The 12,259-nt window shown below is 67.0% G+C and carries 11 protein-coding genes; 8 read left to right on the top strand and 3 right to left on the bottom strand.

Translation table 11 applies throughout. The features are described from left to right. Positions 1–11: 11 nt before the first annotated feature. The 6 genes from J2W36_RS05685 to J2W36_RS05660 are packed head-to-tail and all read left to right on the top strand — an operon-like array spanning position 12 to position 5,597. Entirely contained in the window at positions 12–875 is an 864-nt protein-coding gene (locus J2W36_RS05685; protein WP_307688710.1) for a branched-chain amino acid ABC transporter permease, read from the top strand. A 4-nt stretch (positions 876–879) separates the two neighbouring features. Continuing rightward, positions 880–1,851 carry a branched-chain amino acid ABC transporter permease gene (locus J2W36_RS05680; RefSeq protein WP_307688709.1) on the top strand — a complete coding sequence of 324 codons (972 nt, stop codon included), beginning with the start codon at positions 880–882 and terminating at the stop codon, positions 1,849–1,851. Further along, positions 1,848–2,699: an ABC transporter ATP-binding protein gene (locus J2W36_RS05675; protein WP_307688708.1), complete on the top strand. Its 852-nt coding sequence runs from the start codon at positions 1,848–1,850 to the stop codon at positions 2,697–2,699. The genes J2W36_RS05680 and J2W36_RS05675 overlap by 4 nt, the downstream gene beginning before the upstream one ends. Continuing rightward, a complete protein-coding gene (locus J2W36_RS05670; protein ID WP_307688707.1) occupies positions 2,683–3,426 on the top strand; it encodes an ABC transporter ATP-binding protein in 744 nt (247 codons plus the stop codon). Before J2W36_RS05675 ends, J2W36_RS05670 begins: the two co-directional genes overlap by 17 nt. A 37-nt stretch (positions 3,427–3,463) precedes the next feature. Then, positions 3,464–4,672 carry an ABC transporter substrate-binding protein gene (locus tag J2W36_RS05665; RefSeq protein WP_307688706.1) on the top strand — a complete coding sequence of 403 codons (1,209 nt, stop codon included), beginning with the start codon at positions 3,464–3,466 and terminating at the stop codon, positions 4,670–4,672. 28 nt (positions 4,673–4,700) lie between these two features. Then, positions 4,701–5,597, top strand: coding sequence for an isocitrate lyase/PEP mutase family protein (locus J2W36_RS05660; RefSeq protein WP_307688705.1), 897 nt, complete (start codon positions 4,701–4,703; stop codon positions 5,595–5,597). A gap of 27 nt (positions 5,598–5,624) precedes the next feature. Here the strand turns inward: J2W36_RS05660 and J2W36_RS05655 are convergent, their stop codons facing one another. Together J2W36_RS05655 and J2W36_RS05650 are read right to left on the bottom strand one after the other, a co-directional pair. Then, positions 5,625–6,464, bottom strand: coding sequence for an NAD-dependent protein deacetylase (locus J2W36_RS05655; protein WP_307688704.1), 840 nt, complete (start codon positions 6,462–6,464; stop codon positions 5,625–5,627). Between the two features lie 53 nt (positions 6,465–6,517). Then, positions 6,518–7,048 (bottom strand): 2'-5' RNA ligase family protein, encoded by a 531-nt coding sequence (locus J2W36_RS05650; RefSeq protein ID WP_307688703.1) that lies wholly within the window; start codon positions 7,046–7,048, stop codon positions 6,518–6,520. A gap of 142 nt (positions 7,049–7,190) precedes the next feature. Between J2W36_RS05650 and J2W36_RS05645 the strand changes: the two genes are divergently transcribed. Beyond that, complete coding sequence (locus J2W36_RS05645; protein ID WP_370869259.1) at positions 7,191–9,320, top strand: TonB-dependent siderophore receptor; 2,130 nt, start codon at positions 7,191–7,193, stop codon at positions 9,318–9,320. A gap of 6 nt (positions 9,321–9,326) precedes the next feature. Next, positions 9,327–11,738 (top strand): PepSY domain-containing protein, encoded by a 2,412-nt coding sequence (locus J2W36_RS05640; RefSeq protein ID WP_307688702.1) that lies wholly within the window; start codon positions 9,327–9,329, stop codon positions 11,736–11,738. 33 nt (positions 11,739–11,771) lie between these two features. On the opposite strand, the gene J2W36_RS05635 is transcribed toward J2W36_RS05640, so the two are convergent. Beyond that, positions 11,772–12,215, bottom strand: a complete 444-nt coding sequence (locus tag J2W36_RS05635) for a hypothetical protein (protein ID WP_370869258.1) — start codon at positions 12,213–12,215, stop codon at positions 11,772–11,774. Between the last annotated feature and the right edge of the window lie 44 nt (positions 12,216–12,259).

Here is a 12,259-nt window from a genome sequence, read left to right as displayed (position 1 = left end):
GAGCGCACCGCATGATGCAGATGATCGTGAGCGGCGTCGCCCTGGGCGCCATCTACGGGCTGATCGCCCTGGGCATCGTGATGGTGTTCAAAGCGACCGGCATCCTTAATTTCGCACATGGCGAAGCGGCCATGCTGTCGGCCTTCATGGCCTGCACGCTGGTGCGCCTCGGCCTGCCGATGTGGGCGGTCGTGCCGCTGGTGCTGCTGTTCGGCGCCGCGCTGGGCATGCTGATCGAGCGCTTCATCATTCGCCGCTTCATCGGCAAGGCGCTGCTGTCGTCGGCCATCTGCACGCTGGGCCTGTTCCTGATCTTCGGCGACCTCGCCATCTGGGTCTGGGGCAAGGACACACAGGAACTGCCGAGCGTGTTTGCGTCCACGCCGATCGACGTCGGCGGCGTCATCGTCTCGGGCATTGACCTGGGCATCGTAGGCGTCTGTGCCGCGCTGGCCGGGGCGCTGTTCGCCTTCTTCCGCTTCACGCGCCTGGGTATCGCGATGCAGGCGACGATGGAGAACCCGACCGCGGCGCGCCTGATGGGCATTCCGATCAAGCGTATCTACGCGCTGGCATGGGCGCTGTCGCATGTGATCGCGGCGGCCGCGGGCCTGTTGATCGCGCCGCTGACGTTCGTGCACTTCTCGATGATGCAGCACGCCCTGCACTTCGCGTTCGCGGCGGCGGTGCTCGGTGGCATCGGCAGCATGCCGGGCGCGCTGCTGGGCGGCGTGATCATCGGCGTGACCTCCAACCTCACCGGTGCCTACCTGTCTTCCGAATGGAAAGACGCGGTGCCCTTCATCGTGATGCTGGCGATCCTGATCCTGCGCCCGCATGGTCTGCTCGCACGGCGCCACATCAAGAAAGTCTGAAGCCATGACCCGCATCTTCGACTCGCGGCCCTGGCTGGCACCGCTGGTATTCATCCTGCTGTTCGTGCTCGCTCCGCTCATTCCCGGCGGTTATGTGCTCTACATCTTTACGCTGGTGCTGATCTACACGCTGGCGTCCTTTGGCACCAATATCCTGACGGGCTATACCAACCTGATCTCGATGGCAGGCGCGGTGTTCTTCGGTATCGGCGCCTACGGCAGCGCGATCCTCACGACGCATTTCGGCGTGCCGCTGGTGCTGTCGATGCTGATCGCGGCCTCTATCGCGACGGTGGTGGGCGTGCTGCTCGCGCTGCCGGTGCTGCGGCTGGAAGAAGTGTTCCTGGCCATCGCCACGCTGGGCTTCGTGATGATCTCGGTCGAGATCGCCAAGTCCGGCGGCGAGTTGTCGGGCGGCGAGAACGGCATGGGGGCGCCCGGCCCCACGCTGTTCGGCTGGCCGCTCAACGAGCGGGCTTACCACCTATTCGTGGCGGTGGTGCTGGGCGCGGCGCTGTGGATCGCGCGCAACCTCGGGCAGAGCCACTTCGGCCGCGGCTTCCTGGCGCTCAAGGGCAGCGAGACGGCCTCGCGCGCGCTGGGCCTCAACGCCACCAAGCTCAAGCTCATCGCCTTTGGCGTCTGCGCCTTCTACACCGGCCTGTCGGGTGCGCTCTATGCGCCAGTGGTGCGCTTCATCGATCCGTCGCTGTTCAACATCATGGTGTCGATCAGCTTCGTGTCGATGGTGATCGTGGGCGGGCTGGGCTCGATCATGGGCTCGGTGCTGGGCGCGGTGTTCGTCATCGGCGCGCCCCAGCTGCTCACCTATTTCGGTTTCGACCAGTTCCAGCGCGCGCTCTACGGCGTAGCGATGATCCTGGCGCTGATGTTCCTGCCCGACGGGCTGGCCAGCCTCTTCAAGCGCAAGAAACTGCCGGGCGCCGACGTGCCGACCACGGAGGTGCCGCGATGAGGGCGATGATGGACGGCGCACCCGCCGCGGCTCGCCCACCGCGCGATGCGGGCGCGGCGCCACTGCTCTCGCTGTCGGACGTGCGCATGAGCTTCGGCGGCATCGTTGCCGTGCAGGACGTCGGATTCGACGTGATGCCCGGCACGGTGCACGCGCTGATCGGCCCCAACGGTGCAGGCAAGACGACAATGCTCAACTGCATCAGCCGCTTCTACACACCGCAGAAGGGATCGATGCGGCTGCTCACGGCCACCGGCGAGCACGACCTGCTCCAGTGCAAGGCGCACCAGATCTCGCGCCTGGGCATCGCACGCACGTTCCAGAACCTGGAGCTGTTCTCGGAGCTGACGGTATTCGACAACGTGCTGATCGCGCGTTCCATCGCGATGCGCTCGACCCTGACCGAAGCCCTGCTGCGCCTGCCGCGCCAGCGTCGCGAAGAACGCGAGCAGCGCGAACGCACGCAGCAAATCGTCGACGGCCTGAACCTGGGCGCCCACGCCCACACGCTGGTGCGCGACCTGCCCTACGGCACGCAGAAGCTGGTCGAGCTGGCCCGCGCGATGGCGCTGGAACCGGTGCTGATGCTGCTCGACGAGCCGGCCGCCGGCATGAACAACCGCGAGATCGACGCGCTGGGCGACACCCTGCGTCGGCTGCAGGCTGCCACCGGCGCGACGCTGTTGCTGATCGAGCACAGCATGCCGCTGGTGATGTCGATCTCCGACACCATCACCGTGATGCACAACGGCGCCTTCCTGGCGCAGGGCTCGCCACGCGAAATCGAAAAGAACCCGGCCGTGGTCGAGGCCTATCTCGGAGGAGGCAAAAGTGGCAAACGCCGTTGAACCCGACCCGCACGGCGAGCCGCTGCTGCGCGTCGACAACTTGAGTGCGGCCTACGGCAAGATCCGCGCGCTGCACGGCGTGTCGATCGAGGTGCCGCAGGCGGCCATCGTCTGCGTGCTCGGCGCCAACGGCGCTGGCAAGACCACGCTGCTGCGTGCGCTCTCGGGCCTGCTGCCGGTGACCGGCGGCACTGCCATCTTCAGCGGCCAGTCGATCGCCAACGTGCCGGCCGAACAGCTGGTGCCGCGCGGCGTGGTGCACGTGCCGCAGGGCCGCATGGTCTTCGCGCAGCTCTCGGTCAAGGAGAACCTGGTGCTCGGCGGCTACACGCGCCCGGCCGCTGAGGTGCGCCATGACATCGACCGCGTACTGGGCTACTTCCCGCGGCTGAAGGAGCGCATCACCTCGCGCGCCGGCACGCTGTCGGGTGGCGAGCAGCAGATGCTGGCCATTGCCCGCGGCTTGCTCGCCAAGCCGCGCCTCTTGATGCTCGACGAGCCCTCGATGGGCGTCGCACCCATCCTGAAGGACGCAATCTTCTCGACGCTGCGCGACATCCGCGACCAGGAGCGGCTCACGCTGCTGATCGTCGAGCAGGACGCCGACATCGCGCTCGACATTTCCGACCAGGGCTATGTGATCGAGACCGGCCGCGTCGTCATGCACGGGCCGGCGGCCGAGCTGGCCGGCAACGAGGACATCCGCCGCGCCTACCTCGGCGGCTGATGCGCAGATTCCCCCACACCAACGACAGGAGACACCCATGAACCATTCCGCCTCGCGCCGCACCGTGCTTGCCACGGGCGCCGCACTGCTGTGCGCCGCCACGCTGCCCGCCTTCGCCTTCGAGAACAAGGACGAAGGCGTGCTCGACAAGGAGATCGTGCTCGGCTCGTCTCAACCGATGTCGGGCACGCTGGCCTACATGGGCAAGGCGGTGGACGAAGGCATTCGCACCTACTTCGACATGGTGAACGAACAGGGCGGTGTGAACGGCCGCAAGATCAAGCTGATCACTTACGATGACGAGCTCAAGCCAGCAAAGTCGGTGGCCAATGCCAAGCTCTTGATAGAGCGCGACAACGTGCTGGCGATGGTCGGCAACATCGGCCATGCGACCAACATCAGCGCCTACGAATACAGCTCGACCAAGAAAGTGCCGACCATCGGTGCGCTGAGCATCTCCGATTTGACCTCGACGCCGCCGCGCGACCTGCTCTACGTGCTGCCTTCGCCGCAGTCGACCGAGACCGCCGCCTACATCGACTACGCCGTCAACACGCTCAAGGCCAAGAAGGTCGCGATGCTCTACCAGAACGACGGCTGGGGCAAACCGGCCTACGACATCGCAGTCAAACAACTGGAAAAGCACGGCCTGAAGCTGGTCGAGGCGCAGAGCTTCGAGCGCTTCGCGACTGACATCACGTCGCAGGTCTTCAAGCTCAAGCAAGCCGAGCCCGACGTGGTGGTGGTCTATGCGCTGGGCCAGGAGGCAGTGCTGTTCTTCCGTGGCGCAGAAAAGCTGGGCTGGAAGCCGACCGTGTTCGGTGCCGGCGGCCTGAACGACCCGAAGTTCGTCGAGCTGCTGGGCAAGAGCCCGGCCAAGCTCTACGTCGCGTCCTACTACGACGCGGTCGAGGGCGACAACCCGGCCATCAAGGAGTTCTTCACTCGCTACACCAAGCTCTATCCAAAGTCCGCGCCCTCCTCCACCGCCCTGATGGGCTACTCGGCCGCCGCAGTCACGGTCGAAGCGCTCAAGCGCGCGGGTAAGGAACCTGACCGCACCAAGGTCGTGGCCGCGCTCGACGCCATGAACAGCTTCGACCAGAAGATCGGTCCGAAGATTTCCTTCCAGCCAGTGAGCGCCGGCGGCTACGCCCGCCGCGGCCAGACCGGCATAGCGCTGATGGAGCTGAAGGACGCGAAGTTCGTCTCGCTCGGCGGCTACATCGATCCGGTCAAGCGCTGACCCCTTCCCTCTTTCAAGGAGTATTCCCATGACCTCAGTTCGCAAGACGATGCGCACGCGCATCCAGTCGGGTCCGACCTTCTGGATGGCCGGCGCGCAGGACGCGCTTTCGGCGCTGCTCGTCGACCAGTCCGGCTTTGACGGCATCTTCACCACCGGATTCGGCATCTCGGCCTCGCTGTTAGGCCAGCCCGACGTGGAGCTCTACACGCTGACCGAGAACGTCGGCGTGGTGAACCGCATCGCCAACGTCGTGACGAAGCCGATCTTCGCCGACGCCGACACCGGCTACGGCAACGTGATCAACGTCGCACGCACCGTGCGCGAGTTCGAGAAGACCGGCGTGGTTGCGATCTCGCTCGAAGACCAGTTCAGCCCCAAGCGCTGCCCGGCTGCCGCCAGCACCATGCCGCTGGTGCCCGTGCGCGATGCGGTCGCAAAGATCCGAGCCGCGGTCGATGCCCGGAAGGACCCGGACTTCCTGATCGTCGCACGCACCGATGCGATCGACCCGTCGGAAGCCATCGACCGTGCCTGCCAGTACGCTGAGGCCGGCGCCGACCTGATCCAGCCGATCTCGCGCACCTTCAAGGGCTTCGACGATCTGGTGAAGCTCAAGGAGGCCACCGGCCGACGTCTGTCACTGCAACTGATGCAGGGCCTGTGGATGGCGAAGCTGAGCCGGGCGCAGATCGAGTCGGTCGCTGCCTTCGCGACCTATCCGGTCGTCACGCTCATGAGCACTGTGCATGCGTTGCAGGCCAACCTGCAGATGTTGTCGGACCGCCGCACCGGTGATGTTGACGGCCTGCCTAGCGGACAGACCACGATGACGGAGTTCAAGGAAGTGATCGGTTGGAATGCGATCGAGGAACGGCAGGCGCACTATGAGCTGGCCGCAACGCCGCTGAAGCGCGCGGCCTGAGCGAGCGCGCGTTCCGGCCCGGCGCGGTCAGGACCTGAACGGCCGCCCGACCATCTCATCGGTCACCGCCGCGAGCGTGGCGCCCACCGGCGCCTGCACCTTGAGCGCCAGCAAGTCGTCCGCGCGGGTGCGCCCCAGGTTAAGCGCCGCGATGGGCTTACCGGCGGCGGCTGCGGTCTGCACGAAGCGAAAGCCCGAATACACCATCAGCGACGAACCCACGACCAGCACTGCGTCGGACGCATCCAGCGCGGCAAACGCGGCCTTCACGCGCTCGCGCGGCACACTCTCGCCGAAGAACACCACGTCGGGCTTGAGCAGGCCACCGCACACCGGACAGGCGGGGACGTCGAAGCTGGCGAAATCGACCTCCTCCAGATCGGCGTCGCCGTCGGGGGCGGCGCGGGCCTCCAGCGCTGCCCATCCCGGGTTACGGCTCAGCAGCATGCGCTGCAACTCGGCGCGCGGCAGGCGGTGCTCACAGGCCATGCATCGCACGGTGTCGATGCGCCCGTGCAGATCGATGGTTCGACGGCTGCCCGCCGCGTCGTGCAGTCCGTCGACGTTCTGGGTCAGCAGCAGCCCGATCCGGTCCGCGGCTTCCAGCCGTGCCAACGCATGGTGGGCAGCGCCGGGCCGCGCCTGGCCCATGACCTGCCAACCGACCAGGCTTCGCGCCCAGTAGCGGCGGCGTGTGGCATCCTCTCCCATGAAGGCCTGGTAAGTCACGGGCGGCGGCCGCTTCCACTCGCCTTGGGCGTCGCGGTAGTCGGGTATGCCCGATTCGGTGCTGCAGCCGGCGCCGGTCAGCACGAAGAGCCGAGGGTGTTTTTCGATGAACTCGGCGAGCGCAGCGGTGGTGTCCATGGGACAAGCATACGGGGACGAGCGCGCCGTGCCCTTGCGCTTCCGCTAATTGCCTATTTACCGGGTGTCGCCTGAAGCGCGAATGCATGCATCTCGCGCCATCTGCCGGTCGCGTTCTCGATGAGCAGGACCGAGGTGCAGCGCGCATGCACCGGTCCCGCGTCGCGCAGCAACGCCCCCAGCTCGAGCGCTGCGGCATCGGCGAGCGCTGGATCACCATGCGCGACGCTCAGATGCGGGATCACCTCGGCATGCGCGCCGCCATAAGGCAGATACGCAGGAAAGGCGCACACCAGTGCCTGGGTAATCGCCACGAAGGGCCGGGCCGGCTCGGGTGCCAAGTACGTGGTATCAGGAAATCGCCCCATCTCGCGCAGCACGAAGTCGAAGGCAGCCACTTCGCTCAATGCCGCACGCGCTCGCGCCAGTACGTCTGGCCCGATGTCCGCAGGGTCCATGAAGGGCACGAGCACCGAGATGTGCGCTGGCACGCCCAGTGCGAAGGTGCTGTCGAACCGGCGACGAAGCGGGCTCACCAGCGCTTCGGCGGCTGCCACGCGAACAATGAAAGCACTGATGGGCATCGACCCATTCTGCACGCGCTGATCGCCGAGCGCGTGAGCCTGAAACTGTCGCTGGCCCACAACGCCATGCAAACTTAATTGCTAATGATTCTCACCACACTTCTAGAATCCTCGCTCCCCTGACTTTCCCGAGACCCGTGCCGTGGCTTCCCTGCGTTCCTGCCCCGCGATCCTGCTGATCGCCCCCCTGTCCCTCTCTGCCCTCACGGCCCAGGCCCAGGCGGTCTCCACGTCCACCTCCCTCGAACTCGGCACGGTCACCGTCGATGCCCAGCGCGCCAATGGCTTCGTGCCCAACTCGGTGGAGGCCGGCACCTTCCGGGGCGCGGGCATCATGGACGTGCCGGCCACGGTGAACGTCGTCACGCGCGCGGTGATTGAGGAACAGGCTGCTGCCAGCGTCTACGACGTGCTTCGCAACACGGCCGGCGTCACGCGCCAGCAGAACGGCGGCGACACTTTCGACCAGCTCGTGATCCGCGGCATTGGCGTGGAGAACCGCACGAATTACCGGCTCAACGGCTCGCTCGCAATCCCCAACGTGTCCGAGATTCCGATGGAGAACAAGGAGCGCGTGGAAGTGCTCAAGGGCGCGTCGGCGCTCTACTACGGCTTCACCTCGCCAGCCGGCGTGGTGAATTTCGTGACCAAGCGCGCGAGCAGTGTGCCGGTGACGACCCTGGGGCTTTCGTTCGACGACCAGGGCGGCGCGCAGACTTCGGTGGACATCGGCCGCCAGTTCGGTGACGACAACCAGTACGGCCTGCGCATCAACGCGGCAGGCGGCGAGCTGGGTTCCACCATCGGCGGCGTGAACGGCAGCCGCCAGTTCTTCTCCGGCGCCTTCGACTGGCGCGTGAACAGCCGGCTCACGCTCAAGGCCGACGTCGAGCGCTATCGCAAGCGCATCACCGAGCAGGCTGGCATCCAGCGGCCATCCGCCGTCAACGGCGTGATCACCCTGCCCTCGATGCCCGATCCGGACAAGCTGCTGGGCCCGACCTGGGCCGACTTCGAGGCGGAAGTCACCAACACGCAATTGCGCGCCGACTATGCACTGAGCAGCAACTGGGCGCTGACCGTGGAAGCCGGCCATTCGGAGGCCGAGCGCACGCGCCGCCTGCCGATCTTCAGCAACTACAACGTCACCACCGGCCAGGGCCGCATCACCGGCAACGTGCAGGACCTCGAACAGACCTCGAACATGCTGCGCGCCGAACTGTTCGGCACCTTTGCCACCGGCAGCCTGCAGCACGAACTGACGCTCGGCGCGGCGCGCAATGACAAGACACAGGGCGCCATCTACCAGCGCAACTACGGCGGTGCGAGCACGGTGCAGAACCTCTACAACCCGGTGCCGATCGGCGACCTCGCGCTCACTGCAACGCCGACGCGGCCGACTTCGGGTGCGCAGGACAGCGCGGAGCTGGGCGTGTATGCGCTCGACCGCATCACCTTCTCGCCGCAGTGGCAACTGGTGGCCGGCCTGCGCAACACGCACTACGAGAGCACGCAGTTCGCCAGTGCCACGCTGCCGACCATCGCCTACGAGGTGCGCAAGACCACGCCGCTGGCCGCGCTCACCTACAAATTCACGCCCGACCTGGCTACCTACATTTCCTTCGCTGAAGGTGTGGAGGAAGGCGACGTGGCGCCCACCGGCACGACCAACCAGAACACCCGCATGGCGCCGGGCGTCAGCAAGCAGAAGGAAGTCGGCCTGCGCTGGCTCACGCCCACGGGCACGCTGCTGTCGACCGCGCTGTTCGACATCGAACGCCCAGGTAGCTACACCGACCCCAATACCAACACCTTTGTGGCCAGTGGCAAGCAGCACTACCAGGGCATCGAGGCATCGGCGCAGGGCCTGCTCACGCGCAGGCTGGCATGGCAGACCTCGGCGCAGTTCCTCGACGCCGAATTCCGCGACATCTCGGCAGCCTACAACGGCAAGATGCCGGAGAACACCGCCAAGCGCACGGCCAGCGCCTTCCTGTCGTACGACATTGCCGCCGTGCCGGGCCTCTCGGTCAACGGCGGCGCGTATTACACCGGTCGCCGACCCGTCGACGACCTGAACCAGGGCTTCGTGGGCGGCTTCACCACCTTCGGTGTGGGAGTGCGCTACGTCAGCACCCTGATGGGCAAGCGCACGACCTGGCAGCTCAACGTCGACAATGCCGGCGACAAGCGCTATTGGGCCGCGGCCGGCACGCGGCTGGCCGTGGGCACGTCGCGCACCGTCAAGGTTTCCGTCAAGTTCGACCTCTAGAATTCCATGGCACTGCTTCGACGGATCTGGTTCCAGATCCACTGGTTCCTGGGCATCACGGCCGGGAGCGTGCTCCTGTTCATCGGGCTGACGGGCGCAGTGCTCTCGTTTCGCGAGGAAATCGTGGCGCTGGCCAATCCGGCGCTGCAGCATGTCGCAGCGCCTGCAACGAACGCGCTGCCGCTCACACCGGCCGAATGGGTGGCGCGCCTGCAGCCACGGCGCATTGCTGCCATCACGCTGTATGCCGAAGCCGGCCGGCCGGTGCGAATCAATTTCGCACCGGCCGAAGGACAGCGCCGTGGCGAAGTGCGGCTGGCCGACCCCTACACGGCGGCGTTGCTGCCGCCGCCGCGCGGCGAGGATTTCTTCGACTTCGTCGAAAGCCTCCATCGTTGGCTGCTGCTGCCGCGTGACATCGGCAAGCCGCTGACCGGTGCAGTGGCCTGCGTGCTGCTGGTGCTTGCCCTGTCAGGGCTCTACCTGCGCTGGCCACGGCGTCCGCTGGCCTGGCGCGCCTGGCTGCGGCTGGACTTCACCCTGACCGGGCGCGCCTTTCTGTGGAACCTCCATGCCGTGGCCGGCACCCTGGCCCTGCTCGCCTACCTGGTCTCGAGCGTCACCGGCATCTACTGGGCCTTCGACGGTGTGCGCACCGTCATCGATGACGCCGCCGGCGAGAACCGCAACACCCGCATGCAGCGTGTGCAGGCAGGCGCCGGCAAGCCATCGAACGCGCAGAAGACGGCGGTCGGCCCCCCCGACCTCGGCGCGGTCTGGACCGGCTTCCTGCAGCAGACCCACGGCAACTGGAGCCTGGTGACGCTGCGGCTGCCCGCGCGGGGCGCTGCCCTGATCGAAACCACTTACCTGGACGCCGACCCAGCGCACGAGCGCGCCCGCAACCGGCTCTACCTGGATGCGGTCACCGGCCGGCCGGCGCAGCACGACCGCTATGCCGACAAGCCGATGGCCGGCCGGCTCATCAACAGCATCTACCCGCTGCACATGGGCACCTACTGGGGGCTGCCGGGCCGGCTGGTGATGACGCTGTCGAGCCTGGGCCTGGTGCTGTTCGCAATCACAGGCTGGATGCTCTACCTGGGCCGGCGCCGCACCGCACGTGCAGTGCGCACGCAACGCGCCGCATTGCAGGCGGCCACCGCGGGCATGCCGCCGACTGCGACCGTCGCGCACGACACCGTGCTCGTCGCCTACGCAAGCCAGACCGGCCATGCCGAACGGCTTGCCCTGCAGACCGCCGCATCGCTGCAGGCCGCTGGCCTGCCGACCGAGGTGCGTGCGCTCGGCACGCTGAGCGTGGACGCGCTGCATCACTACCGGCGAGCGCTGCTGGTTGCCAGCACTTTCGGGGAAGGCGAGCCGCCCGACACCGCGCGCCCATTCGCACGCCGCCTCGCCTCCCAGCCTGGTGCCGCGCTGCAGCATCTGCGCTACGGCATCCTGGCGCTCGGTGACCGGCACTACACCGCCTTCTGCGGCTTCGGCCACCTGCTCGAGCATGGCTTGCAAACGCTCGGCGCCCAACCGCTGTTTCCCACTGTCGAGATGGACAACGGCGATCCGGCCGCGCTGCAGCGCTGGTCTGCCGCTGTGGCCGAAGCCCTGGCGGTCGACACGCTCGGCGCCCTGCAGACCGAACCCGCCACCGTGGCCGACGACTGGACGCTCACGCGCCGTACGCTGCTCAACCCGGGCAGCCAGGGCGCACCGCTGTACGAGCTGGCATTCAGCCCGCCGCGCGCCGGCATGACCTGGGCACCGGGCGCGATCGCAGAGCTGCGACTCGCCCCGCCCCTGGCCCCTCGCAAGTACTCGGTGGCCTCGACGCCGGCCGATGGCACGCTGCAACTGCTGGTGCGCCAGGCGCGCCATGACAACGGGTTGGGCGTCGCCTCCGGCCTGCTGACGCAAAGCGCGGCACTGGGCAATGTGCTGTCGTTCCGGCTGCTGGACAACCCCGGCTTCGCGGCGGCCGACGACGGCCTGCCCTGCGTGTTCATCGGCAACGGCTCCGGCTTTGCCGGGCTGCGCGGTCATCTGCGTGAACGCGTGCGGCGCGGTCATGCACGCAACTGGCTGCTGTTCGGCGAGCGCGAAGCGGCACACGACGCCTTCTGCGCCGACGAGGTGGCGCAGTGGCAGGCTGCGGGAGCGTTGGCGCGCGTGGATCTGGTGTATTCACGGGCATCGTCCGGCCGCGTCTACGTCCAGGACCGGCTGCGCGAAGCAGCCGATGAACTCCGCCAGTGGATCGCGGAAGGGGCCATCGTCTACGTGTGCGGCAGCCTCGTTGGCATGGCGGGCGGTGTGGATGCGGCGCTGCGCGACATCCTGGGCAGCGACGCAGTGGACGAACTGCTGGTGCTGGGGCGATACCGGCGCGACGTCTACTGAACCGAAGAAGCGCTGCGCCCGTTGCCCCGCAGCTCAGCCCGTGCGGAATTGCTTGCGCAGCATGGCCTTGTGGCGGGCGATGTGCGCGAGTTGCGGCTCGGCGATCAAGCCGCCCAGGTCGACACCATCCCCGTTGAGCACGTCGTTGGCCAGGGTCAGTGCGCGCTGCACCACCACGTCTTCCGCCACGCCCTGCTGCGCTGCCAGGTCGAGTGCGACCCGCTTCATCGCGCGCTGAGACAGCACCCACATCGCGCCGAAAGCGTCCCATGCGGCAGCCGCCTCCTTGAACTTGTCGCGCTCGGCCAGGATCTGGTCGAGCGGCTTGGCAAGAATTTCGTTGAGCGCTTCAATCTGTTCGGCAAGCGCCTCGTTGCGGGTTTCCAACTCCGCGCGCACCAGATCGGCACCCGGCGGTGGCGCGAAGGAACCATCCGCCTGCGGCATGGAAAGAGAAAACGTGTCGGTAGGCGGCATGGGGTGCGTGGGAAGACAAAAACGGGACGAAAACGGGATTCAAC

The organism is Variovorax ginsengisoli (assembly GCF_030811835.1).
In the GTDB taxonomy this organism is placed as follows: domain Bacteria; phylum Pseudomonadota; class Gammaproteobacteria; order Burkholderiales; family Burkholderiaceae_C; genus Variovorax; species Variovorax ginsengisoli_C.
Note: the sequence above shows the minus strand (reverse complement) of the source record. Positions and strands in the feature narration are given on the sequence as shown.

What these genes read in the sequence shown, in the direction of transcription:
- J2W36_RS05685 (WP_307688710.1), top strand. Translation starts at nt 12, where the DNA reads ATGATGCAGATGATCGTGAGCGGCGTCGCCCTGGGCGCCATCTACGGG.
- J2W36_RS05680 (WP_307688709.1), top strand. Translation starts at nt 880, where the DNA reads ATGACCCGCATCTTCGACTCGCGGCCCTGGCTGGCACCGCTGGTATTC.
- J2W36_RS05675 (WP_307688708.1), top strand. Translation starts at nt 1,848, where the DNA reads ATGAGGGCGATGATGGACGGCGCACCCGCCGCGGCTCGCCCACCGCGC.
- J2W36_RS05665 (WP_307688706.1), top strand. Translation starts at nt 3,464, where the DNA reads ATGAACCATTCCGCCTCGCGCCGCACCGTGCTTGCCACGGGCGCCGCA.
- J2W36_RS05660 (WP_307688705.1), top strand. Translation starts at nt 4,701, where the DNA reads ATGACCTCAGTTCGCAAGACGATGCGCACGCGCATCCAGTCGGGTCCG.
- J2W36_RS05655 (WP_307688704.1), bottom strand. Translation starts at nt 6,464, where the DNA reads ATGGACACCACCGCTGCGCTCGCCGAGTTCATCGAAAAACACCCTCGG.
- J2W36_RS05650 (WP_307688703.1), bottom strand. Translation starts at nt 7,048, where the DNA reads ATGCCCATCAGTGCTTTCATTGTTCGCGTGGCAGCCGCCGAAGCGCTG.
- J2W36_RS05640 (WP_307688702.1), top strand. Translation starts at nt 9,327, where the DNA reads ATGGCACTGCTTCGACGGATCTGGTTCCAGATCCACTGGTTCCTGGGC.
- J2W36_RS05635 (WP_370869258.1), bottom strand. Translation starts at nt 12,215, where the DNA reads ATGCCGCCTACCGACACGTTTTCTCTTTCCATGCCGCAGGCGGATGGT.